This window comes from Desulfomonile tiedjei (genome assembly GCA_016212925.1).
Lineage (GTDB): Bacteria > Desulfobacterota > Desulfomonilia > Desulfomonilales > Desulfomonilaceae > JACRDF01.
The window spans coordinates 200,381-224,542 of record JACRDF010000047.1; the positions used below are offsets into that span (position 1 = coordinate 200,381).

Consider the following 24,162-nt stretch of genomic DNA (forward strand, 5'->3'; position numbering starts at 1 on the left):
GACAAACAGGCGCAATGGCGCTTGATGTGATATTATCTCGTAAGCCTTATTGATAAGGATTTCGACCCAATTTGGAAAACACCTTCCGACGAAACGGAGAACGACCCGATGGTAAGAGCCAAAGTCTGGTTCAGGTGCGCTGCCATGCACGACCCTGTGATGCCGATACTGGTTAGCCCCGCCGTGATCGGATGGAAGGGACGCAACAGAGTGATCGACCTGACGATCGAGCGTGAATTCACCGGAGCGGAACTGGTGAAGCGGATGAAAGGATGGATCACAATAGATCCGAAGCGGGCCATCAGCTTATTTGAAACCTACGGCCGCCTGAAATGCTTTGACAATGGGGAACTGGTGGTCGAAGTCGAGGACGAAGAAGCTCTGGAAGCCCTGAAAAAAGACCTGGCCGCGAATTTCGGCGATCAATGCGATGTGGAACGCATCGGATAACGGATGGCTTTTAATGAATGAAATCGGGGTGGTTTCTGCAAAGATGGGGTCACTGAGCCGCTCCGTCCAAGGTGATCTCTATAGATGAGTCAATGGCAGACGTGACCCCTTTTAAAGTTGGAGGCCTGTAGTAGTTGCCGGGGACTTTGACCTTGTTGCGAGCACCGTTTCCAAGGGATTGGTAGGGTCCAGAGCCTGCCCCGGACCGCGATCCGGGGTCCCTGCCGGACCGAACTGATTGATTTATCTTCGCATGGTCCACCGGCACGGAGGCCGGTGGCTACCAAATGCAAAAGGACTCCGCGGATTCGCGTTGAGGGGTCACGTCTGCTCTTGGCTCATGCTGAGCTGTCGCTCGATGGCTTTCACTCGTCCTTTCAGCCTCTTGTCGGCCTTCATCGCATTCTCGACGCGAGAAACTACGCTGCTCACGCTACTATAGTTGCGCAGCCTAAAGGCTTTCCCTATGATCGCCAAGGTCTCGCCGGTAAGACGTCGGGCAAGATAGATGGCTACGTTTCTGGCTTGGTTGTTCACCCCCCTACGACTCGACAACAGCCGGCTGGGCCGTACTTCATAGTTCGCACATACGGCCTTTTTTATGGCGTCCAAACCTGGAGCCAGCCACCGCGACTCTGGGGTCTCCTGAGGATCTCTAAGGTTGTGAAACTTCGCCTTCACCCAGTCAATAAAGCCCTCTGATCCCAGGATGGATGGAAGATTTTTTCGAGAAAACAGACCCGTGAGTTTATCCGATTCCGCTTCTGCCATGAACTCCCGGTACGCCGCGGCCTGCTTGGCCTTGTCCTCACAAAGCATGGGGAGGACAAACTCACGGTGCAGCCAATCCCACTTGCGTGAGCCAAAGAGATAAGCCTTGTGGCTACTCCAGGCGTATCTGTCCAGCCTGCTTACCAGGTCCGCGCGCAATGGGTTGCGATGGATGTATCGGAGCAATGGCAATAAATAGCTGTCCGCTTCCACCAGGATGGCCTTGTACCGTCCTCGGAACAGAGGGCCGTCGCATTTGTGGGACCGATTGAACCGCTGAGTGTGCACTCCATCCACATGTCTCATGAACCGCGAAAGACCGGCGCCAGGGGTCTGGACCAACAGGTGGTAATGGCTCGGCATCAGGCAGAACCCCGCAATCCGAACATTCCACATCGCGGAGCCCTGCCGCAGAAGTTCCACGAAGCGCAGATAATCCTCCTGATCGCAGAAGATCTCTTCGTGGCGTCTGCCTCTGTTCATGATATGGTACCACGCGTCCGGGTACTCAATGCGTAAAGGTCGTGACATAGCCGAACCATATCATCAGCCGGCAAATGAGTCAAGGGCAGACTTGACCCCATTTGATTGTATGTCCCTGCTTTGGAGGGTCAGAAAATATGCTGAGCGGCCTCATGAGTCCGCAGGTTTTGATCGCTCCTGGGGTGGCAGCGAAGGACAGTACCTCTCATCTATTTCTATCAGTCCGCGGCATTTGGCACGTAGCCAAAGACTAAAAGCAAGCGTGAAAGGAACGCAGGTGATAAGAGCCATGAGAGCTGGCAACCATCGGCTGCCCGTCGTAAGCCAAGTGTATTTGGCAACCGAAAAGGCAGTAAAAGCCATCACAGGTATCCCTAGTCTCAGCCAAAGCGACATCCCCCTACGTATCCTTGCATACTCTTTGGCTGACGGGACAATGTATCCGCGGTGACTGGAGTCCCAGAAACTCTTCCAAGGAAAGAACAACTTTCGACCTTCTTCAGAAGCATATAATTGCCCGTCGATAGCGCGATCGATGTAATCCTTGCCCGTGGTCCTTTTCGATTTACAGGCTGCGCATTCGCAATCGACATTCCAGGACATTTTGACTTGCGATTCCGGCAATCTCATTTCCGATATAATTCTTTTGACCAGTCCTGGGTCCTCGAGAATGCACTTGTCCGCTTGCACTCTGTAAATACCCTCTTGAGTGCTGAAGACTACCCGCCCTCGTGGAAAGTGGTAAGCATTGTATTTCTTAAGCTGAGGGAAGCATGGGAGCAGACCTTCCTCCCAATACTCAGGATATTCTTTGTCATAGATTTTGACATACTCCGACCTATCGGCTCGTGCTGTGGGGACGCCTTCCCAGTATAATTGCCCGGCCACAAAGTAGAATAAACCCACACAAGGGCCGGATTTTTTGGACTGATTCAATTCCCGAGACTCACCTGGAGGCGAGGGGGTGCCATTATGGTCCTCACTCTTCATCACGGGTTCCTCCGGAGCTTTTTCTAGATCCAGATTTAACACAACAGCGCCCACCTCTTTTCCTGCTCCCATCACTGCGCTCCGCACGACTTCAAGTATTCAAGCACTTCGGCTTGACCGTCCATTTCGGCTAGCCTTAGAGCTGTCACGCCAAACATGACCGTTATGTTGCATTCGGCGCCATTTTCGACAAGCGCCTTGATGACTTCGAGATGGCCTCCCCCGCCAATGGCGCCTACCAAAGCCGTAGCGCCATCTTTTCTCTTGGCGTTCACATCTGCCCCCTTTTCGAGGAGCAGTCGCGTCTCCTCCAGGTAACCGCTATTGGCTGCCAACATCAGGGCCGTGACACCCTCTTCGTTGGCCGCGTTGATGTCTGCGCCTTTTTCGATCAGAAGCTCAAGTACCTGCCTCCTACCCATTCCAGCAGCAGCCATTAAGCTTGTCACGCCGGCCTTGTTCCTGGCATTGAGGTCGGCACCTTTCTCCGTTAGCAACTTCACGATATCCAGGCTGCCCTTCTCAGCAGCGTACATTAGAGGAGTCTCACCATTCTTTCCCCTGACGTTAACATCGACCCCTCTTTTCAGGAGAGATCTGATCAGCAAGAGGTCCTCATTCGCCGCTGCGGTCAAGAGTTGCTCGTTCCCGACAGGCCCCGTGTCCCTTGAGCACCCAAGCCACGGCACCAGCGCCAAGACCAAAACCACAGCCAACCACAGCTTTGTGATCAAGGGAATGCGTCGAGTTTTCATAAAAATCTCCGGTTCATGCTGCAAGAGCGTTGGAATTTACCGCGGAGAGCGCGGAGGACGCTGAGACAAAGAAGAAAAAATGAATTTATCTGTGATCTCTGTGGTCTCTGCGGTGAACAGGCTTTTCCCCCGCTCTGTTCCCGATCCTGGTATGCTCTGAAAAATCCTCGTATCCCATAACGATAACAACTCCTCCCGAAGTAGTGCCGACCCCAAATAGCAGTGCTAAATCAGTTAAGATTACGCAGTAATTATTAGGAAAGCCGCTGTGACCGCTGGCTCCCCGGTCCCCCGGCAAAGTCATGGGATAAAAGAAAGAGGTTGCCTTAGAGGCGCCTCATGGAGATCTGCATCCATTATGCAAAATACCGCCCGCGTCTCAAGAAAAAACACACTTCGAGATTAAGCTCTTGGTTAAGGGCTGGGGAAAAATCAAGGAAGGCCGGGAAAACAGACCTGGCCCATGACCCAAAACGTCATACCGATTTGCAATGAGACTCGGAACACGCTGCGAAGAGGCACGGACCTGCTCGGGCCGGTCCGTGGCATCCAACGCCGGCGTGAAGTTGAAATATTGGGTGCCACTGACCTGGAAACCAGGTCAGTGCCGGCCGAGTTGGAGGCCTATAGCAATTGCCAAAGATTTTGACCTTATTGCAAGCACCGTTTCCAAGGGATTGGTAGGGTCCAGAGCCTGCCCCGGACCGCGATCCGGGGTCCCTGGCGGACCGACCTGATTGATTTATCTGTGCATTGTCCACCGGCACGGAGGCCGGAGGCCACAGAATGCAAAGGCACTCCGCGGATTCGGACATTATTTTTGGCAACAGGTATATAGAGGTTCTCGAGAGTAATCACGGATTGAAATGCGGGTGCCACTGCCCGCTTCATCTTGACTCGCCCCGTAATTTGCGGCGGCCATAGGCCGCCCTACGTTTGCAGTCCCAGGCTTGGTGTCCTCTCCCGTAGGGCGGCCTATTGGCCGCCGTTGACCCAGACGCCACTGTGGGTTCATTCCGCGAAAACTTTTGAGAATCAGTATAAGTCGCTTCTTTGAAGGCGAAGCGGTATCAGAACGAAAAAACGGAGCCAAAAGGTCAGCTCCGTTTCATGAGATAATTCTCATTGTGGCAACAGGGTTTTTTGCTGTTGCCTGTTTTGTCTCAGGATTATGTAAACTCGTTAACTCCTTGCCCCATAATGCTCCTTTCGTTTGGGCCGACAAATCAGCCGTTAGAAGCAGCATTCGACGCGTCGAGATAATCTCTGCCATCATGGTTGCAGAAAGAACCAACGGAGTCAATGGAAATTTATAAGTGAGCGTATCTATTCATTTATGATGGGAATCTTATGGGCGCCGGTCATTGCGAGAAGTGAAACGACGAAGCAATCTCATTTTCGGTGGGACGGGCATCTTGCCCGTCATTGCAGGAGACAGGCGAGACGCCTGTCCCACCAATGGAGATTGCTTCGCTCCGCTCGCAATGACAAAATTTTCCCGCCCGCAGGGCATGAATAGCAGTGAGCCGCGGTCGCGTTCGACGCACCTCTACCGCCGCCAGGTAATCTTGGCCTCATTTCTCAAGGGTAGCCTGTGATATTGGTATTTCGGATAGCCAACCATCATCGCGCCGAAGGATTGATGGCCCTTGGGAAGTGCAAGGGTCTCCTGCATCGGCGGATAGAAGGTGGCCGCCGCATTGAAATATCCCGCCCAGCAGGCCCCCAGCCCCAGAGAGAACGCGGCCAGCTCCAAATATGAAAGAGCTATGACGCATGCCGATTGAGTAGGCGGAACCGCCTCACCATGAGCCACGATCAAATGCGGCGCGCCTCGGAGCACCCTGTCTACTCCGCCTTCCCAGATCTTAACCACTCGGTCGAAATGCATCGGCTCAGCCACTTCAGGGTGGTCCTTGATCATTATTCGCATCCAGTCCACCACAATACCTGCCAGCCTTTGTACTTCGTCTGCGTTGTCGATGACCAGCCAGTTCACGGGTTGCCAATTGTGGCCCGAAGGCGCATATCTAGCCATCTCGATCAACTGGCTTAGGGTCGCCTGATCCACGGGGTCTTTCTTGTACGTACGAATTGAACGTCGCGCTCGGAAGAAATGCTCGGTTTGTTCCGCGGTCGGCAGAAGGTCTTTGCGCACGGGAGGGCAATTCTCCGTCTTCATGGTGTTCAGAGACATCGCACTGTGCGGGCAAACCGCGACGCAGTGGCCGCAATTGATGCAGAGTTCCGCACCGCCGTCAATCAGGGCGGGAAAAGACTCTTTGGTCTTCATTTCAATAATCCGCGCAGGGCACTCCGCCACACAGTGTCCGTCACGCTTGCACTTTTCCTGGTCGACCGTAAACAAACTCATAGTCATTCCTTTCCGTTCCAGGTGGTTCTGCGGAGTTATTTCTATGCCCCGAGGAAGTCGGCCCCGCAGGTTCCGTCTCTGACCCAATCCAGTATAAGGAAGATCTGGTATGGAGGCAATACACCTTGCCTCAGCTCTTTGTCCGGGATTTCCCGGAGGTCTTTATCCTCTCACTGCTACTTTCTTGTTACAACGAGCGGGATAAGGGATTTCCCTCGGGCCGACGCGAGTTGCATCATGTAGTCCTTTCCCGTGGCCGGCGGCTCTTTGCGCTCGGATTCGGGCTTTGCTTGCAGCGAGAGTGCTTCGCTGGGACACGTGGTAACGCACAACCCGCAGCCGATGCACCGGTCACGGTCCACTACCGCCACCTCATTGTCTCCCACTTTGATGGCTTCCATTTGGCAGCGGTCTACGCAGGTCTCGCAAGCCGAGCAGGCATCCGGATCGACTGCCGCGTAGTAATTCGCCAAAACCCTTTCCGCAGGTTTGGGGTCCATTTTGATTGAACGAAGAATCCCGCAGCAGTCCCCGCAACAGTTACACATACCGCCCGCGTCTTGAGAAATGAACGGCTGCGGCACGAGGCCGGCTTCGTCGCACTTGTCGATTATGCCAAGAGCCTCCTCTTGTGTGATAAAGCGGGCCATGCCTTTATCAACGTAATACTGAGCGTGGCTTCCAAACTGAAGGCAGACCTCCAGCGGTTTGTCGCATCCCTTGTCCAAAAGGCCCTGCTGCATCCTGCATATGCAGTTTGCCGCCGCGATCTTGGCCTTGGTTTCAATAATTTTCTTCACGTCTTCGTACGGCGCCACGGGCCACAAATGGTCAATTGACTTGTTGACCGGTATAGTGCGCAAGGGCGGCATCTGGCCTAGCCCCTTTTTGCCAAGGGCCTCCACGAAATACTGCTCGCACAGTTCTGCCAGCCCCCTGTCCAGGTCTTTTGCTTGATACTCCCAAGAGCCGACGACAAAAGGCGCGGCCCCGTATTTGGAGCTGTCCTCCTTCTTGACCCTGAAAATGAGGCCCTTGTCTACCATGCGTTCCAGCATGGCAGCCACCGCGGCCGGCTCCTTGCCACTTCGTTGAGCTATGGCTTCGGGTGGTTCCAGCATCATGCTGAGATGCAGAAACAGCTCGGCTTCTTCTTCCGAAAACAGCTTCTCCAGGATTTTCAGTTCGACTCCGGATTCGGTTGAAGGAAATCCCATTGAATACTGGTCCAACTGTTCACGCAAATCGTAGTATACTTTCGCGGTCATCTTGTCCTCCCGGATGATGAGTTGCCAGCTCTGGAGCTAGCAGGCCTAGGTTTTTGGCAACGAGGAATTGAACGGGAATCCACGTTTCCACATGTCACACCGCTGTTACCCGGCACGGAACGAATCGGTGGAGCGGCGTCGCTGCTACAGGGTCCCTGTTGGTATTCTTCGTCAGCCGATTCACGTTGGCGCCGTGTTTTCGGCCTGTGTGTATTAGCCCGAACCCGTGAGGCATGATGACCTGACCCCGTCGGGCCGCGTCCGTAACTTCCAAGTCGATATCCTCCGACCCTGCTTCGGTCGTTACTCTCACGGTCAGGCCGTCTGCAAGACCAAGGGCGACGGCATCGTCAGGGTGCATCATCAGCGTGCAGGGTCTGCTCTTTCCCTTGTTCCAGGCCGGGTCCCTCATGATCGTGTTCGCGTTGTAATCCATGTGGCGACCCGCCGCGAGTAGGAGCGGGTAGTCCGGATTCATGCGCAGGCCTACCTCTTCACTCTGAACGTCTATACCCTTGATGGCTTCCGCGAGTTCGGGAATCAAAACGTTTATTCGCTTATCCTCGGTTCGGAGTTCATCCAGAGGATTTGAAGCATCGCATTTGCCGATCCAAATCCCTTCGGGGTGATCGATAATGGCCTTAAAAATCTCTTCCCCCATAGTGGGTCCGGGATTGAATCCCGCGCGGGCGGCGTTCTCCCGGGAGGATTTGGGCGCGACCTGCAACATGCCCCATAGTGCGGAAAGATTTACAGACCCAAGCGCCTTCCCGAGCGTCTTACCGAGAATGAAAGGCATGAATTTCATCGCACGGGGCTCACTTTGAGCGAAAGCCATAAGCTGCATGCCGAAATTCATGCGGTCTCCGAAGGCTGCGTCGTGCAGCGTTTGAGGAATTTCCGGGAGTAGACCAAGCCGGTCCGCGAGTCGTGTGAGGATCTCTCCCTCCTCCAGGCATTCTCCCTCAGCTTCAACTACCGGGCGCCGCATCTGGAAGAATATTTCGGGGAAGTTCCAAGTGAAAAACGTTCCATCCCATTTTTCGTACGCAGATTTGGCTGGCAGCACGTAATGGGCAAGACTGGCCGTCTCGGTGAAGGCCACGTCTACCGCCACCAGGAGGTCGAGGGCCTTGAAAGCCTGTTCATAGGCCGTGGTATCCGCATACGATCGCAACGGATTGGAGGCGCTCACAAATACCGCACGCAGCCGATCCGGCCGATCTGCCAGTATCTCTTCAGGCATGACGTTTGGCGGAAAATAGCCCATGATTGCAGGAAAATCCGTGGCCGTGGTACGCCAGGTCTTGGGGTCACGTTCGTCGGAATGAGAGCCGATAGGCATTATGGAGCCCGGTATGAAGTTCCCTCCGGGGGCCCCTATGCGTCCGCAAATGGCTAGAAGGATCAATTCCAGGTAGGACGTGACGGTACTGTGGCGCCCCATAAGGATGCCCAAATCCGAGTGACATGACCATTTCCGAGTGGAGAGGAGCCGGCAGAGGTCGAAAACCTGATCATAGTCCAGTTGGCAAAGGGCTATGGCAGGACGGGGGTCGAAGTCAAGGAACCATGGCTGAATCTCGTCGAAGCCGCTCACGTGGTCTGCAATATAGTCGGTCTTTTGCCAACCCTCCCGAAGAATAATACTGATCATGGATCGAAAGAGCAGGGCGTCCGTACCCGGGCGAATCGCCAGGTGAATGTCCGCTTTCTGTGCGGTCTCCGAACGTCTGGGATCGATCACCACGAGCAACTTGTCAGGGTCTTCGGAAATTCTCTTCAGATGCCGCCGCGCTTGCGGCATTTGGTGGCTCATCCAGCCGTTCCAGCCGACCGCTAGCAGCATGTCGGTTTCTTTGTGGTCAGGGTGGGTCCCCAAGTACTGACGCCCCAACCCTCGTCCGTTTACCCAGAAGTAGCCTGTCAGCTCCTGAGCAAGCGGGCTGTAGTGATAGTGCGACCCCAATCCTCGCAGAAGGCGCACCCCGAACGCGGCCTCAAAGTGGCACCCCTGGCCGCCTCCGCCCATGTAGGCGAGGGAGCGAGGCCCGTAGGTTTCGACGGTTGATTTGAGCTTTTCCGCAATCTCGTCCAGTGCCTGGTCCCATGATACCTCTTTGAATTCTCCATTTACCCGTTTGAGAGGCATTTTCAGACGATCTTCGTGGTGTTGATAATGAGCTATTTTCAGCCCCTTGCGACAACAGTACCCCTCGCTGCGAGGGTTTTGGTTGTCAGCGCGAACCTTGGTTATCCTGTTCCCCTCGACCATCACTTCGAGGCCACAGTTTTGACCGCAACACGCACAGCTCGTTTTTTGCCACGATGACATTTCGCCCTCCCATCACTTTTGACCTGCACGTTTCACTGAGAGTTGATTGTCAGGCCATTAGTTTGTCTGCTAACTATTCTGCCAAAAAAAACTAGTCCCTCAGGTCTTTCAAGAGTCTTTTCAGAAGGACTTTCTCTTCAAAGGACAGATTCCGCAGAATTTCTTCATTGGCCTTGTCCCGTTCTTCCATCAGCTTCGGCGCCAGCGTTTTACCCCGGTCCGTGAGATATAGCTGCAGGAACCGCTTGTCTCCTGGATCGGTTTCCTTGACGAGCCACCCCGCTTCGGCCATCCGGTCCAGGATCCCGGAAAGAGTAGCCGGATCCAGTACTAGCTTTTTTCCTAAATCCCCCGCTGATATTCCCTCGCTTTGACATAACGCGCCAAGGACGAGGTGCTGGATTGGAGTCAGACCATAGGTGGCCATGCGATGCTTGGCGACGGCATGTGCGCGTTGATAGGCTTTGGCCAACAGGTAGACTATACAGTCCTGATAGGGCATCCTGAACATCCTTTCGTATACAAACTACCGGCAGCCGAGTTCTCTGTCAAGAAAAAATAGTGAATAGGTTCCACCTTCCGTGCAGACAACGTTCCTTGCTCGGCTCATGTGGCACAATTCACCACAAATTGGTATTTTTAGGAATGAGGTCAGGAAGTGAACAGAAAAAGCTAGTCTTCGATTTGCCTTTCCGATTGATTCCATAGGAGTAACCTTGCAGCAGGACCGCGAAAGGTGGGATAAGCGCCACCTGGAGGAGAGAAGCACTGCTCCGACACCAGATCCTTGGCTGGTGGAACACGCCGGCATGCTCGAATCAGGGCAATGCCTCGATCTGGCCTGCGGCCGGGGTGGGAATGCGCTTTTTGTGGCGGAGAGAAGGTACACGGTCCATGCCGTTGATATAAGTCTCACTGCCCTGTCCGACCTGCAAACCGAGGCAAATCGGCGCAATCTTGACGTGCAATGCATCGTTATGGATCTGGATTACTGCTCACTCCCGGCAGGTCCTTACGACCTTGTCCTGGTGTTTTACTTTTTCGAACCGCGACTTATGGGCGCGATCAAGGACTGCCTCAAACCGGGCGGTTTGATCATCTACGCCACCTACAATCACAGGCACACGAGTGTGAAGCCCGGATTCAACGTCGCGTATCTTGTGCCGCCCACAGGACTCGTCCCTTACTTCCCCCACTTTGAAATACTTCTCAACGAACCATACGCGGGGGAAAACGGAAACATAACCCGTATGATCGGCCGAAAAGAACCTTGTAAACAATAGGCCGGTCTGTCATATTCTCGGACCGCGAGCGTCAGCGCAGGAGTGGAAATGGTTTCAAAACCTGCGAGTTCCTGGAAGAGTTTTCGGGGAGGCCCTTTTTGTTCGGCCTCCCCGGACCCCTCCCCAAAAACTCCCATGATTTTGCACCATTGTCGCCGCCGGCGACAATGGTGTAGTGTGGCCAACAACGATGTCGGCTCCATGCTAAAGGGTTTTGAAACCGCTTGTGCTATAGAGTGCCGCAAATAGCATGCATAATGATGGCCGCTTTCATAGCGTGTTAGATCTCCGGAGGTATTGCAAGCTATTTGAGGGACAGGACACTAGAAAGGAAATAGAAGCTGTTTCAAAGAGCTGGGACGAGCGGGGCAAATGTTTGCAGGCCCGGAGCCATCTCAGGAACCCTCGTAGGGTTTGAAACAGCTTCTAACAACCTATACCCATGAACCAGGACCTGTCTTTTTCGTTCGGCCGCAACTGGCGGAATTTCCTCAAGAGCTTTGATCGAGAAAGGCTGCGGATAGCTGAAGCCTCACTCAGGGAGTTCCTCAATCTGCCTGACCTGAAAGGCCGGAGCTTCGTGGACATCGGTTGCGGGAGCGGTTTATTCTCGTACGCTGCGTTCAACCTGGGCGCGGAGAGAATAGTCAGCTTTGACGTAGACCCCGAGAGCGTACAATGCTGTAAATACCTCCACGACTTGGCCGGGAAGCCGTCCAACTGGGAGATTCACGAAGGCTCCATCCTGGACAGGGGTTTTGTTTTAGGGCTCGGGACCTTTGACCTGGTTTATTCGTGGGGAGTGCTTCATCACACGGGAAAAATGTGGGAGGCCATTGACGCCGCCGCCGGCCTGGTCAATCCGGGCGGGCTCTACTACATAGCCCTTTACAACAAAATCCTGGCCAGAGACGGCGGCGCGGCATGGGTTCACTCATTCTGGCTGGCAGTGAAGAGAACTTACAATTCTTGGCCGAGGCTGAGCGTTTATCTGCTCGAATACCCGGCCCTGGCCGCATACTTGGCTATGGTGGCCGCAAAAGGGCAGAATCCGTTCACGCATGTGAAGAACTACAGGTCCCACCGGGGAATGAGCTGGCGAACCGATGCAACAGACTGGTTAGGCGGATATCCGTACGAGTTTGCTACGGTGGAAGAAGTGTTCAGGTTCATCAAAGAAAAATTCCCCGACTTCAACCTCGTCAACATTAAGGTCACGAGCGGCCGGGGATTGAATTGGTTTCTTTTTGAAAATACCGTGAAAAGATGAGACCGGTTCACTTACGCGCTCCCTCTCCAGGCGGCAGCGGGAGAAGGGTTGCCGGACCTTCCGTCCACTTTAGCCGTTTGGAACTCGGTTCATCAGCTATTTCACGGCGCTGATTTGGCCCCACCTACTGAGCCGCCACTGCCTTCAATATGTCCACTACTTCGGCGTTTCCTGCGGATGAAGCCCACATGAGCGCGGTCCAGCCGTTTCTGTCCCGAGCATGTGGGTCAGCCCCTGCTTTCAGCAGTGCGTTCACCACATCGGGGTAGCCCTCGGAAGCGGCGACAATCAATGCCGTAGCGCCGTACTGATCTCGAGCCTCCGTCTTTGCCCCGGCATCCAGCAGTTGGTTAACCACGCCCGCATAGCCCCGCCGCGACGCCCTCATGAGCGCGGTCCAGCCGTAATCGTCCTCGGCGTTAACCCTGACGCCTTTGTCCAGGAGAAGTGCGACCACGTCTTGAAACCCGCGGCGACAGGCCTTCATTAAGGCGGTAGCCCCGTATTGATCACGTGCTTCCAGGTCCGCGCCTTTCTCCAGCACAAGCTTCATTATTTCCGAATTGCCGTTGGCAGCTGCCCACATCAACGGCGTCCAGCCGTTTTTGTCCTTCACATGAATGTCAGCGCCGTTTCCCAGAAGGATCTTAACTACGGCTGTGTGACCTTCTCGGCAGGCCAAGATCAACGCGGACCAGCTTTCCGCATCCCTCGCGTTGACATCCGCGCCGCTTTGCAGCAGTTCGTTCACACTTGCCAAATTACCCATGCCTGACGCATGTATGAGCTTGTTTTGCATTGGCGCGCCGCAATGGGGACATGCGTCGGCCAAGGTGGAGACCCTGTCTCCGCATTCGTAACATGTGCTTAGTGCCATTGCATCTTACCTCCGTCGATATCTTTTGGGAGGGCTCCAGCCGGGCCTTCAGTCCCTCATGATAGGCCGGAGAGCCTTCCGTGCGTGGGCCGTGCCATCGCCGGTTTCTCCGCGGCGGGTTTGGCTCCATGTAATCCGAACCAGCTGTCATGCCGCCACGTAGGTATCCAGGCTTTCGACTATGTCTTGATGGCGCATTGACGCAGCCCACATTGCGGCGGTCCAGCCGTTTTTGTCCCGTGCACGCAGGTCGGGCTTCCAGTGCAGCAAGAGCCTTACCACGTCGACGTGTCCCTCAGACGCGGCAAGAATCAAGGCGGTTCGGGCGTCGCTGTCCCTGGCATTCACATCCGCACCGCTTTCCAGAAGTAACTTCACGGCCTTAACGTACCCGCCTCGACAGCCTCTCATCAACGCCGTGAAACCATCGCTGTCCGCCGCATTCACGTCAGCTCCACCGGCAACCAGTCTTCCCGCCACATTGGCGTAACCACGCCTACAGGCCTTCATCAAAGCGGTCGCGCCGTACTGGTCGCTCGCGTTAACAGCAGCGCCGGCATCCAGAAGCATATCCACCACATCGCTATGGCCTAGGGACGCGGCCCAAATTAACGGTGTCCAGTGGTGCTCGTCTCTTACTTCGATGTTGGCCCCGGCTTTCAGCAACAAGCTGACGACCTGCACGAGTCCCTCACGGCAGGCCAGAGTCAGAGCCGACCAGCCCTGATCGTCCTTGGCTTCAACATCCGCACCTTTTTCAATAAGCAATCTGACCGTGTCGGGATGGTCGTTCAGTGCCCCTCGCATCAGCGCGGTCACGCCGGAGCCAGGACGCAGTGCGTTTACGTCCGCGCCGTAGTCAAACAGGCGTTTAAGCACTTCCGGATGGCCGTAGGCTGCTGCCCATCTGACCGCTTTGGGGTCGGGATAAGCGCTCTGCTGCAACAAAAGTTCCACCACGTCGGCGTGCCCGGCTCGTGCAGCCTTTAGCAGAGGTGTTTCATCCTTATCGTCCCTCGCCTCCATGTCCGCACCGTTGTCCAGGAGAACCCTTGCGACTTCCACGTGCCCTCGGGCGCAGGCTTCCATTAAAGGTGTCAGGCCATGGTCCGATTTGTCATTCGCGTCTGCTCCCGAGGCTATTAGAATTCGGGCTACCTCCGGGTCTCCTTGAGCCGATGCCCATAGAAGCGTCCCCGGGTCTACTTTGGTCCCTGCGTCAAGGAGCATCCTTATGATCGGAAGGTTCGAACTTGCCACACCCCACATGAGAGCCGTAGCCCCAGCCTGGTCTGTCGCGCCATAATCGGCCTTATAATCCAGCAGAAGCTTTACAACTTCTTCATGCCCCATCTCGGCCGCTTTAATTAAGGGCGTCGAACCCTTTTTGTCCTTGGCGTTTACATCGGCTCCTCTAGCCACAAGCTCCTGCAAGCCCTCCACGTTTCCAAACTCAGCCACGTGGACCAGCTTGTTCTCCATAGGTGCGCCGCAGTGAGGGCAGGCATTGGCTAAGCTGGAAACCTTCCCGTCACATTCGTAGCAAGCCATTAAAGCCATTGTTTTGCACCTCCACTGAATCGCTCGAAGAGATCCGCTGGGTCTATGTACCCATGGGCGGGAAAAGCGTCTCTCAATCATTCTGAAAAACAAATGAGCAATCGCCGTGCCAATCGGCCTTTATTAATCGCCGAGACTAAGGGTTGGTAATTTAAGAAGAAACCTGCGGTTGCTTGTTCTGCCGGCAGCGACGGTGCTAGGAGCATGTTATAATTCTTTACACCATGTAAAAAGACGGTTGCTTTTGTGGAGGTAGGTAAGCCAGGACAGACTTATTGTTCTCCCATGCTCTGAGCGCATGGGCCATAAGCCGATATGCGAAGATCTAAGGATTACGCTTTCGCCTAGTATTCGGCTCCGTGCGCTTTCAAGAGTTTCACCGCTTCCGCGTGGCCGGCAGAGAAAGCCCATAGCCATGCCGTCCAACCATTCTTATCCTTTGCGTGGATATCCGCTCCCGCGACCAGAAGTTCCCGGATCGTTTCCAGGTGCCCTTCAGACGCGCTGATAATCAATGAGGTGGCTCCATATTCGTCCTTGGCCTCCGTATCGGCTCCACTGTCCAGGAGGATTTTTGCAATATCGGCGTAGCCGCGCCGCGCGGCTCTCATTAGAGCGGTGCGACCCAATTTGTCTTTAGCGTTCACATTGGCGCCATCGATTACAAGGAGTCTCACCACTTCCGGGTAGCGCCGCCGCGCGGCCTTCATTAAAGCTGTTGCGCCATACTGATCGGTGACCTCAGTATCCGCACCTTTGTCCAAAAGGATCTTGGCTTCCTCCGCTTGTCCCACGGAGGATGCCCACAGTAGAGCCGTCCATCCGTAATTGTCCCGAGCATGAATATCAGCGCCTTTATCTACGAGAAGCCGGACCACTTCCGGATGGCCTTTGAGACAAGCCTTCATTAAAGCTGTCAGCCCGTCTTGGTCCTTGGCATTGGGGTCGACTCCTTGAGCCAGCAGGTGTTCGACTTCAGTTACGTTGCCTGATTCGGCTGCCGCGAGCAATTGGGCTTGCATTGCATGGACCTCCTTTGAAAGGCCTTCGAAAAGAAAGCGGCTGGATAGGCCTTATTTGGACGGCTAAGAATCCCTCCCGGTGACAGAAGGAAACGCAATCCACTTAAGTTTTAAGCAAACGTCGTGCCAAAAACTGGGGGACATCCGGCGTCCCTGAGGGCTCGCGTCGTTCCGGTTCCCGGGCTCTGCCTTGAAACCAGAAAACTGTCTTGAGGAGTTCTCTGCACAGGCAGTCCCTGTACAAGCCCTGGCAGCCGATCCCGATCCGGTATCTTCTATTTGGTTGTTCGATTGACCATTTCCGCAAGCCATTCGTGTACGGGTGAGAGATCTTTAAATCTTTTGAAACAGTAGTCGAGGATTTCGTCGGAATAGAATTCTGACGGGATCTCAGCCTCTGTCATTGCGTAAAAACCGTTGTGGAGCAGTAGTTCAGCATTTTCGTGGGCCGCGTCGTATCCCCTGGGAATCTTTTTATAATACTTTCCGCCTACCGTGTTGTTCGGTTTTTTCACAACTTGCTTGACTGCCTTCACCAACTCCTTGCCGTATTTCGGGTCAACCACAGAATCGCGATAAGTTTCCAATATGGGCTTGGGGAATAAGTGCATTCCCGCTGCGAGGAACAAAGTGGGGGGCTCAAGATGAAAGTAATATCCGGGGCACTCCATCTTACGCCGGTTACCTTCCCAGAAGAAGATCCCGAGGTGCGTTTTGTACGGGGATTTATCCTTGCTGAAACGCGTATCTCGATATGGGCGAAAGATGGACTTGTCCAATCGAGGATCGGCTATGATCTTGGGTGATAGTTTTTTAAGAAGCTTTCCCATCTCGAATACGAAATCCTGAGCAGGGTCCAACACATATTTATTGAACTCGTCCTTGTGCTCGCTGAACCACGTTCTGCTGTTGTTCCGAACAAGGTCCGAGTAAAACTGAACGCACTCGCGTGGAAACCCATTGAAGTTCGATTTACCGGCCATATTCATGCCTCCTTTTCGAGGATCTATTGGGCTGCAACCTGGAAAAGAGAATCCCCCTCCCTTTTATAATACGCCTAAGGTTTCAACTTCTACTGATTCTAGTCCCTTATTGAACATAAGACACGAGGGGGAAGAGTTCCAAGGTCTTTTTGACTACGCTGAATCCCGATGGTGAATCCGGCGCCTGTTTATGGATACTGCAAAGGAGTGCCGAGCGACGAGCTGCTTACCGTCAGGCCGGCGCGGCATTGCAGGTAACTCACGCTCAGTCTGTTTGCACGCACTCGCAGGAACGCGGACGATTCAGTGTTTCCTCCGGAACTTATTCATCTCCTTCCTGGCTCGCTCGAATGCGCTCCCATACTTCTTCTGGATTTTGCCGATAATCTGATCGCGTTTCCCGGCAATTACGTCCAGTTTCCGGTCGGTAAGCTTGCCCCATCCTTCCCTGATTTTGCCTTTGAATTGTTTCCAGTTGCCTTCGATCCGAGTCCAGTTCATTTCTTTTCTCCTTCCCGCCTGCACCCGAAGGTCGAGTTGCTCATTCAATTGACCCCTGCAAGTAAGTTTAGTAACTAAAAAATTGACCGGCGTGTTTGGCATCCACTGCAAGGTGATGGAATGATTAGAACGGGCGCCGAGACACGCTAGGAGGGCTACGAGACACGCGATCTATTGGTAACAGGTACGCCAGAGAAGTCGAGAGGTATACCGAATGAGCAATACAAAACCGCTAACCGAAACGGAAGTGCGCGAATTGATTGAACTGTGGGGCCGACTTCAAAACGAACATGCTCCGATCGTAGATCTTCTCCCCATAATAGCCGAGGAGGGATTTGAAATTCGCTTCCGCGACAAGGTCTGGCGAGGCCTTCGGGGATTCGAAGATCATCAAGAAGTGAAGCGGCAATTCTTTGACGAGGAACACGTTTACGAATCATTCGATGTTACGGTATTACCTGATCGGGCTGAAGCTCGGACCGTCATGCGCTGGGAAGCGTCACATCGAGAGGCGCCGGCCCCCCGAAGCAAGCGACTAAAGGCAGTTTTTTATCACTCTTGGGTGATCAAGAGATCTGCTGCCAGCGGCATGCCCGTAATTGTGAAGCATTTCGTGGATTCATGTGAGTTTCAGCCGGGTTTTGCACCGTCTCCGGAGGCCCCGCCGGACCCGCATCTGAGAGAAACGGACTGACGCCTGTGCGCGGTCAATTGAGTGACATGGCTGGACCGGGGGTCCGGCAGGTCTCCGTAGAGGGGTCAACCATAGCGTAGGCTTCGCGTTCGTATTCAGTGAGACAACCTGCCGCGCTCGCCGCATCCGTTGCCGAGAGGCCATGACGAATTAACCGCGTCCAGGCACTGTTTTACGCCATAACGCGGTCCGGGAGTCGTCCCTCTTCCGGACGGTCGCAGTTGTCGGACACGCCGCATGGTCGTGAGCGATTTTCTGACACGGCCAAAAATCATAATTGCCTGATTGTATTAGTTGGTGCTGAATAAATTGTCTGATTGCCGCGCATTTCTATAATGCAAGAAAATGGATGACCTTCTCGCTCCGGGGGACTCGGCTTAGCATGAACAGTTCGTTATTACACAATGTTATGTTAACCGGCCAACCCTCCGAGCGTGTTTGGCATGAATCATGCTTAACCTATCAGCAAGTCAAAACACCATCTTAAGGGAGGGTTGTCTTTCAGAGTCGGTTGCAAAATCTTAGTAATTGCTAATGGTCACGGCACGGAATTTTAATTGATAGCTCCCGGATTTGATGCGGGCAAGAAACAGGGTCCCCGCGAATTGTTTTTGTTTAATGATGTTGATCGGGTCGGGCCCAATTGATCATAAATCGTCCGTGCTGCGTTATTGTTGGGGGTAAAGGTTTTGCGATCGACTTTGAATGATAACCGTCAATTGGTATGAAGGCGAGGTGATTCCACTTAAATTGATTTGTCGAAGTGGACGACAATAGTACTCGAAAAAATTTGCCCCTTTGATCGAGACCGAATTGCGGATTCTCGAACCCCACTTCGACCGACTCGCCCTCCGGAACCTGCCGACAGTAATGGCATGACCAGCACTGTCGGCTTTTATTTTTGCTTCATATGACTTACGACTTTTGATATGGGGGCAAGGTATGCCGGTCCGAGTCGGCAGAGCAGCTAAACAGACCTATCCCTTTGCAGCCCTACGTTCCATACATACAGCCACGGGACAGCCAGGCTGCAAAGTTCGTCGCGGGACCTGCCGCCGACCTTCGGAGCCTACAACAAGAAGAGGTGGTGTGCACGCGCAGGAGCGGTGACCCCGTACCCCCCGGTACTACCAGGCGTGCGAGGTCATCTCCTGCGGGTGCAATAGACGAAGGATTAAACGCAACCGGTGGGCTTGGGAAGCCCGGCCACTTTACAGGCCCCCTTGGCAGGCCCTGACGGGAACAACTCGTAAATCTTCTTCAACTTGAAGCCCGTGTCCTTGCACACCTTGCGGATCATCGGAGCTATGTTGAACTCCAAATAATAATTCCTGAGGTAGTGGACCACTTTCCAGTGTTCATCCGTCATTTCCTGAATACCTTCAGTCTTGGCAAAGAGACGAGCAACTTCTTCGTTCCACAGATCAGGATCCTGAAGAAACCCGTCCTCATCAACGTCAAAAGTTCTACCTTCGATTTCCAGCGTAGGCATACGCAAGCCCTCCTTTATCTCAAGTTTGCCGGATTATAACCGGGCAAATCGTGTAATTTTATCGATGTTATCACTAGTGCGAAGCAAACACAACCTGCGATCTTGCCTCAACTAGCAGAAGTTACCTTATTTTCCAAGAAAAAACTGTGCCCGCCGCAAAAAAAATACCTTGGACCCCACGCCAAGAAGGACCTCGAATACGACGGCCGCCCTTAAACGCAGCCGCCTTTCCCTCGAGAAGTCTGCCTGCAAGCGCGCCCGATCATTTCTTCTTGATCTTAACCTCCGCGTCTTGAAGGTATTTCTCAAGGGCTTTTCTTACCGCAGGCCTTTTTTCAAGCGCGAGGGCCTCCTTGTACACTTGGACAGCCGCGGGATAGTCCTTCATGATTTCGTAGACCAGGCCCATCAAACCGTACGCGTCAGGGTAATCCGGATTTAACTGCACAGCCTTTTTTAGATCGGCAATGCTTTTATCATATTCGCCTTTTTTGGAATAGGCGATTGCGCGGTTGTGGTAGGCGACAAAGAAATTCGGATTGTCTTGTAAAGACTTTGTGAACATCTCGATAGCCCGGTCCCACTTTTCGACGCGGAGGGCAAACTCTCCCTGCTCGTAGTAGTCCAAGTAGTCCTGAGCTACGACCGGCCCCGCTATTATCCACCACACTGCCAGAAGTGTCGGAATTATTCTGCCTAGGACTGCTACTCTTTCCATAGGGGGTTCCCGGACCTGTAATGAAGTTGTGTATAATACCAGCAAATCTCTGCAAGGCAAAGTTTTCTTTTTGTCTCTCGCCGCCGCGGGGGCTTCACGCCGGAAAGGTCCGAACTATCTCCCAAGGGCGCCCGGGCTCGAGGATGCGAACACCCCCCGAGACACACGGGATCGCCTTTCCGGATGCCGCGTCCCGGTGCAAACGGATGGTTGCCCCTGGCATCAAGTTTCAGGTTGCGTGCGTGCGGCAATCTGCGACGGTCCTGTTGGGCCGGCACCCTGGTCCTAACCATTCTGCTCTTCCCAAGAATCGAATGGTTGCTGCTCGGACGAAACTTAGGTTGCTCCCGCGGATCAAGATCTGATAGCTTGTCCGCAGTTGAGGGACGAGCATGCTACGCCGAGGCGTGGAAGCCCGGCGAATCATGACGATCTGAGGACAGAGGAGGCAATTGACACCCTTCATGGCCGCTATATCTACAGGCACTATTGTACCGCCAAATCTGACGTCTGAACGGTTTGAGTATCTGGCCGGGGCCCTTGATCAGGAGCCCTCATGGATCTTGAAAAAGCTGATTACCCTCCTCTCTTCCAGGGTTCAAGTGGACGATGAGGTGGTGGAAAAGATCCGTCAACTCGCTCGGACAGGGCCGATCGTGTACGCCATGAAGTACCGCAGCATTTACGATCTTCATTTTTTGAGGCTGCGATTCGCGGAACTGGGGCTGCCCGTGCCGGCCTTCGCCTTCGATGTCTCAGCCATGGACAGTTGGTCTCTGTCCAAGGCCGTAAGAGTGTGGAGGGCCGGATTGAACGGCCTTCTTCACGAACCAAGGCATAAGAAGACGGTCAATGAGGAAGATGTGAAGGAAATCCTCGATGGTGGCGGCGCGGGAGTGGTCTTTCTGGTAGATGAAAAGACCGCGCGCAGTCGTTACATCCATCCGTCGGAAGATCCCATCCGCATACTCCTTGACCTGCAAGGAAAGTTGTCAGGCGCGATCGCTGTGGTTCCCATATTCATACTGTACGACAGGACCCCGCGTCCCGCGATTAGGCCCTTCTGGGAGATCTTTCTGGGGGACCCCGACAATCCGGGTCCTATCAGGAGGCTCCTCATTGCTTTGCGGAAATGGACTGTCCCGGAATTCCTAATGGGCGAACCAGTTCATCTGGTTGGAGAATTCGAGGAATTTGGGTCCGAAGAGTCCTGGGAAGAGCTTCCTTTCACGGTGCGCCAAAAGCTCATAGCGGGCATAAATGAAAGGATCAGGGTCAACCGAGGGCCGGAAAAGCTGTCTCGCACTGAAATCAAAGAGAGAGTTTTGCAAGACCCCAGGGTCCAGAGAGCCGTAAGGGAAGGTGTGTCCAACGAGGACCACACAGAAGAGAAAATCCGGAAGCGGGCCGAATCATTTGTGGACGAAATAGCCGCGGACCAAACCAGCCAAACTTTGCACTTCCTTTATTATTTGCTGAAATGGCTCCTAACGAGGGTTTTCGACGGGATGGACCTTAGCCCGTCGGGGTTCTCCGTTCTCAAACGGGCCAATACGCAAGGATCTCTGATCTTTACGTCGTGCCACAAGAGCCACTTTGATTACCTGATCGTGGGCTATCTGTCTTTTATCAATCAGATGCCCGTCCCTCACATGGCTGCCGGCAAGAATCTCGCTTTTTGGCCGGTGGGACGAGTGCTGCGCACCGGCGGGGCTTTTTTCCTCAGACGAACTTTTGGGGGGCTGGCGCTTTACACGCACGTCTTCGCGGCCTACCTGAAGGTCCTGGTCAAGGAAAAGGTCAATATTAATTTCTACATCGAAGGCGGGAGAAGCCGGACAGGCAAGCTCCTGCCTCCGAGAGTAGGCATGTTGGCCTTTCTCGTCCAAGCGGTGGAAGAAGGAGGGGTCGAGGACCTCACTTTTGTTCCCACCTTCGTAGGTTACGACCAGATCCCGGAGGAGAACGACTACTTACGTGAACTTGCCGGCCGTGAAAAGCAGAAGGAAACCTTCGTCTCTCTCATTCGCGCCAGGGACATTCTGACCAAACGGTTCGGGAAGGTCTACGTAAGATTCCATGAACCCCTATCCTTTGTGGAATTCTGCACCAAAATGGGAGTGCAGCCAAATGAGGGACGATTGTCCCAAAAAGAGACACGCAGGCTCCTTACGGATTTCGCGTATTATCTGATGGACGGAATTGTAAAGGTCGGGGTCATAGGTCCGGTCGATTTGTTTGCCGCTGCATTGACCTGTTCTCGTCGCAATCGCGTTGATCACGATAGGCTCATGAAGTCCGCTGCCTATCTTTCCGATATGCTCCGTGTCGAAGGATGCGAGTTTGCAGCAAGCCTCGACAAGTTGGAAAGCGCCGTACAACCGGTGCTGGGGCTTTTCAGGATGCGAGGCTTCGTAGAGGTCGAACCCGTGGGTGGTGCGAAGGCCTCGACTGAGTACATTGTCAATGGATCAAAGAGAGCAAACCTGGAGTTCTACAGAAACGCCCTGATAAACTATCTTTGGGCTGGATCACTGATTTCGAATATCATACTCCGGAATGATTCAGGGGCTTCAGGGTTTACCCCGGCCATGGCCGAGGAGTTTCAGTTCCTGAAGCAGCTATTGTCAAAGGAGTTGATTTGTAATCCCTTGGTGGGAGACGACGAGATCATGGAAAGAACGCTGGGGCTCTTCCGCGACCAGGGTTGGGTAAGCGGTGGACAGCCGCTTAACCGAGAAGCGCTGGAATGTCTAAAAGGAGTGACAGCTGATTTGTTGGAGGTGTACTATCTGGTCCTGGCAACCGCTGAAACAGTGGAAGAGGGAGGGATTTACCAGAAGGAATTTATCAAGAAAATGGTGAAGACCGCCCAGGAGATGCACGCGGGCCAGGAGAGAGACTCTGTGCCTTCACTGCCCTCGGTTACGGTCGGTAATGCTGTTCTCCGATTTTCCGAAATGGGAATACTTGAATACAGGCAGTCCAAAAAGTTTTTGAAAGGTGTCGGCGATCATGCCCAAAAGAATGAGGTCCGGGATCGCCTGGCCAAGGCCCTGGAATAATGCTCACCGACCCCTGTGAGTTTTTCGAAAATGTGCCGCCTTTCTCGTGAAGACGTCTTCTCCGTGGCCTATGACCCCATAGCCGCCGTAAAGCTGGAACCAACGGTAAGATTCATCGAGAGTTCTATCCGCGTCGGTGAATTCGTTCGGTCGGAAAGGGTTCATCCATCTCCTCACACCGAAGCGTCGCTCGTACGGGTCGCCTTTTGACGACGGATAACTCATCGGGCTGATCAGGGGATAATCGACTCCGTATGGTTGAACTTTGAGGGTGGTAGCTGGCCATGCAAACGCGACTGAGGCGCTCAGTGCGATGGCAGCGACTACGATAAGGGCGGCAAGATTTCTCATATCATTTTCCTAATCTTCGCTTAAAGGAATTGCGCAGAGCGTTCCACACTTAAACGGTTGTCTAATAATAACACATATCAAGTTGATTTGGCAAGCATAAACGGCCTGTGCTGTTGGTAAGCATTCAGTTACGCGAGGGGGCCCGCGGAAAACCGACTCACCGCTGAGACCACAGAGTTCGCAGAGAAGATGCACGGTGCGCACTGACGTGTGCACCGTGAACTCCGCGTTCTCCGCGATCTCTGCGGTGAGAGATCTTTTGTCTTCCTGTGTGAAGGCGCACATGACTGAATGGTTACTGCTGTTGACCATTCGCTTGCACGGGGAGGCTTCACCCAGCCGGGAAAGCGGCCCCGCGTGCCGCGCTGAGTCACCGCAGAGACCGCGGAGAACCGTCACCCCGGCGAACCCAGGATCGGCGTTCTGGGGCAGGCGCCGGGGTCCAGGGAGGCTGAATTCCGGCCTCGCTTTTCACAGGGACAAACTTGGCGGTCGCCGGAATGGCAACAAGGGCACGCTCTGCCTTTTCTGCGGTGACCGCCATTTTGCAGCCTCCCCGTGCAAGCGCATGGTTCCTTTTCGGGTCGGCATTTGGCATTGACAGACATTCACTGTTGCGATAGATTACATGATTGTCGGGGCGTAGCGCAGTCTGGTAGCGTACCTGAATGGGGTTCAGGTGGTCGCTGGTTCAAATCCAGTCGCCCCGACCAGAAAAGAAGAACAAGACCGTCGAGTTGGCGAAGCCAATTCGACGGTCTTTCTTTTTCAGGGTCTTCGTCAGCACGCTTGCTCAAATGTGCGGCTGGGTGCTACATTGCCAACGCCCAAGGCGAAGCTTGCAAAAAATAGGTCTTGTGTCCCCGAAATTCCTGAACACCTGTGGTGTTCGAATAGCGTCTATCAAGGGGGTTTCAAAG

20 protein-coding genes and 1 tRNA gene are annotated in these 24,162 nt (G+C 53.9%); 6 read left to right on the forward strand and 15 right to left on the reverse strand.

The features are described from left to right. The first annotated feature begins 108 nt into the window (after window positions 1-108). The gene (locus tag HY913_19815) at window positions 109-450 is read left to right on the forward strand and encodes a hypothetical protein (protein ID MBI4965534.1); all 342 of its coding nucleotides are present in this window, start codon (window positions 109-111) and stop codon (window positions 448-450) included. 321 nt (window positions 451-771) lie between these two features. Here HY913_19815 and HY913_19820 read toward each other — a convergent pair whose 3' ends face one another. The 7 genes from HY913_19820 to HY913_19850 all read right to left on the reverse strand — a co-directional run bounded on the left by HY913_19820 (window position 772) and on the right by HY913_19850 (window position 9,928). Beyond that, window positions 772-1,704 carry a transposase gene (locus HY913_19820; GenBank protein MBI4965535.1) on the reverse strand — a complete coding sequence of 311 codons (933 nt, stop codon included), beginning with the start codon at window positions 1,702-1,704 and terminating at the stop codon, window positions 772-774. Between the two features lie 150 nt (window positions 1,705-1,854). After that, on the reverse strand, window positions 1,855-2,766 hold the full coding sequence (locus tag HY913_19825) for a hypothetical protein (protein MBI4965536.1): 912 nt from the start codon (window positions 2,764-2,766) through the stop codon (window positions 1,855-1,857). After that, window positions 2,766-3,449, reverse strand: coding sequence for an ankyrin repeat domain-containing protein (locus HY913_19830; protein ID MBI4965537.1), 684 nt, complete (start codon window positions 3,447-3,449; stop codon window positions 2,766-2,768). The genes HY913_19825 and HY913_19830 overlap by 1 nt, the downstream gene beginning before the upstream one ends. Before the next feature lie 1,549 nt (window positions 3,450-4,998). Then, window positions 4,999-5,823 carry a nitroreductase family protein gene (locus tag HY913_19835; GenBank protein ID MBI4965538.1) on the reverse strand — a complete coding sequence of 275 codons (825 nt, stop codon included), beginning with the start codon at window positions 5,821-5,823 and terminating at the stop codon, window positions 4,999-5,001. Between the two features lie 176 nt (window positions 5,824-5,999). Beyond that, complete coding sequence (locus tag HY913_19840) at window positions 6,000-7,091, reverse strand: 4Fe-4S binding protein (protein ID MBI4965539.1); 1,092 nt, start codon at window positions 7,089-7,091, stop codon at window positions 6,000-6,002. Window positions 7,092-7,185: 94 nt separating this feature from the next. After that, window positions 7,186-9,426 carry a molybdopterin-dependent oxidoreductase gene (locus tag HY913_19845; GenBank protein ID MBI4965540.1) on the reverse strand — a complete coding sequence of 747 codons (2,241 nt, stop codon included), beginning with the start codon at window positions 9,424-9,426 and terminating at the stop codon, window positions 7,186-7,188. Between the two features lie 91 nt (window positions 9,427-9,517). Next, on the reverse strand, window positions 9,518-9,928 hold the full coding sequence (locus HY913_19850) for a MarR family transcriptional regulator (protein MBI4965541.1): 411 nt from the start codon (window positions 9,926-9,928) through the stop codon (window positions 9,518-9,520). Window positions 9,929-10,142: 214 nt separating this feature from the next. Here HY913_19850 and HY913_19855 point away from each other — a divergent pair, with 214 nt between their 5' ends. Both HY913_19855 and HY913_19860 read left to right on the forward strand, forming a co-directional pair. Continuing rightward, on the forward strand, window positions 10,143-10,709 hold the full coding sequence (locus tag HY913_19855) for a class I SAM-dependent methyltransferase (protein ID MBI4965542.1): 567 nt from the start codon (window positions 10,143-10,145) through the stop codon (window positions 10,707-10,709). Window positions 10,710-11,151: 442 nt separating this feature from the next. Beyond that, complete coding sequence (locus HY913_19860; protein MBI4965543.1) at window positions 11,152-11,979, forward strand: class I SAM-dependent methyltransferase; 828 nt, start codon at window positions 11,152-11,154, stop codon at window positions 11,977-11,979. 124 nt (window positions 11,980-12,103) lie between these two features. Here the strand turns inward: HY913_19860 and HY913_19865 are convergent, their stop codons facing one another. The 5 genes from HY913_19865 to HY913_19885 form a co-directional block, all read right to left on the reverse strand. Beyond that, complete coding sequence (locus HY913_19865; protein MBI4965544.1) at window positions 12,104-12,856, reverse strand: ankyrin repeat domain-containing protein; 753 nt, start codon at window positions 12,854-12,856, stop codon at window positions 12,104-12,106. 147 nt (window positions 12,857-13,003) lie between these two features. Continuing rightward, entirely contained in the window at window positions 13,004-14,416 is a 1,413-nt protein-coding gene (locus HY913_19870; GenBank protein ID MBI4965545.1) for an ankyrin repeat domain-containing protein, read from the reverse strand. A 344-nt stretch (window positions 14,417-14,760) separates the two neighbouring features. Beyond that, window positions 14,761-15,438 carry an ankyrin repeat domain-containing protein gene (locus HY913_19875; GenBank protein MBI4965546.1) on the reverse strand — a complete coding sequence of 226 codons (678 nt, stop codon included), beginning with the start codon at window positions 15,436-15,438 and terminating at the stop codon, window positions 14,761-14,763. A gap of 275 nt (window positions 15,439-15,713) precedes the next feature. Beyond that, entirely contained in the window at window positions 15,714-16,421 is a 708-nt protein-coding gene (locus tag HY913_19880; protein ID MBI4965547.1) for a DUF2461 domain-containing protein, read from the reverse strand. 303 nt (window positions 16,422-16,724) lie between these two features. After that, entirely contained in the window at window positions 16,725-16,922 is a 198-nt protein-coding gene (locus HY913_19885) for a CsbD family protein (GenBank protein MBI4965548.1), read from the reverse strand. Between the two features lie 214 nt (window positions 16,923-17,136). On the opposite strand from HY913_19885, the gene HY913_19890 reads away from it, so the two are divergent. Continuing rightward, the gene (locus tag HY913_19890; protein MBI4965549.1) at window positions 17,137-17,616 is read left to right on the forward strand and encodes a hypothetical protein; all 480 of its coding nucleotides are present in this window, start codon (window positions 17,137-17,139) and stop codon (window positions 17,614-17,616) included. A gap of 1,174 nt (window positions 17,617-18,790) precedes the next feature. Here the strand turns inward: HY913_19890 and HY913_19895 are convergent. Beyond that, window positions 18,791-19,108: a TusE/DsrC/DsvC family sulfur relay protein gene (locus HY913_19895; protein ID MBI4965550.1), complete on the reverse strand. Its 318-nt coding sequence runs from the start codon at window positions 19,106-19,108 to the stop codon at window positions 18,791-18,793. Window positions 19,109-19,370: 262 nt separating this feature from the next. Continuing rightward, entirely contained in the window at window positions 19,371-19,826 is a 456-nt protein-coding gene (locus tag HY913_19900) for a tetratricopeptide repeat protein (protein MBI4965551.1), read from the reverse strand. A gap of 563 nt (window positions 19,827-20,389) precedes the next feature. Here HY913_19900 and HY913_19905 point away from each other — a divergent pair. Next, a complete protein-coding gene (locus tag HY913_19905) occupies window positions 20,390-22,891 on the forward strand; it encodes a 1-acyl-sn-glycerol-3-phosphate acyltransferase (GenBank protein ID MBI4965552.1) in 2,502 nt (833 codons plus the stop codon). A gap of 3 nt (window positions 22,892-22,894) precedes the next feature. Here the strand turns inward: HY913_19905 and HY913_19910 are convergent, their stop codons facing one another. Then, on the reverse strand, window positions 22,895-23,242 hold the full coding sequence (locus HY913_19910) for a hypothetical protein (protein MBI4965553.1): 348 nt from the start codon (window positions 23,240-23,242) through the stop codon (window positions 22,895-22,897). Between the two features lie 636 nt (window positions 23,243-23,878). Between HY913_19910 and HY913_19915 the strand changes: the two genes are divergently transcribed. Continuing rightward, a tRNA-Pro gene (locus HY913_19915) sits at window positions 23,879-23,955 on the forward strand. The last annotated feature ends 207 nt before the right edge of the window (window positions 23,956-24,162 follow it).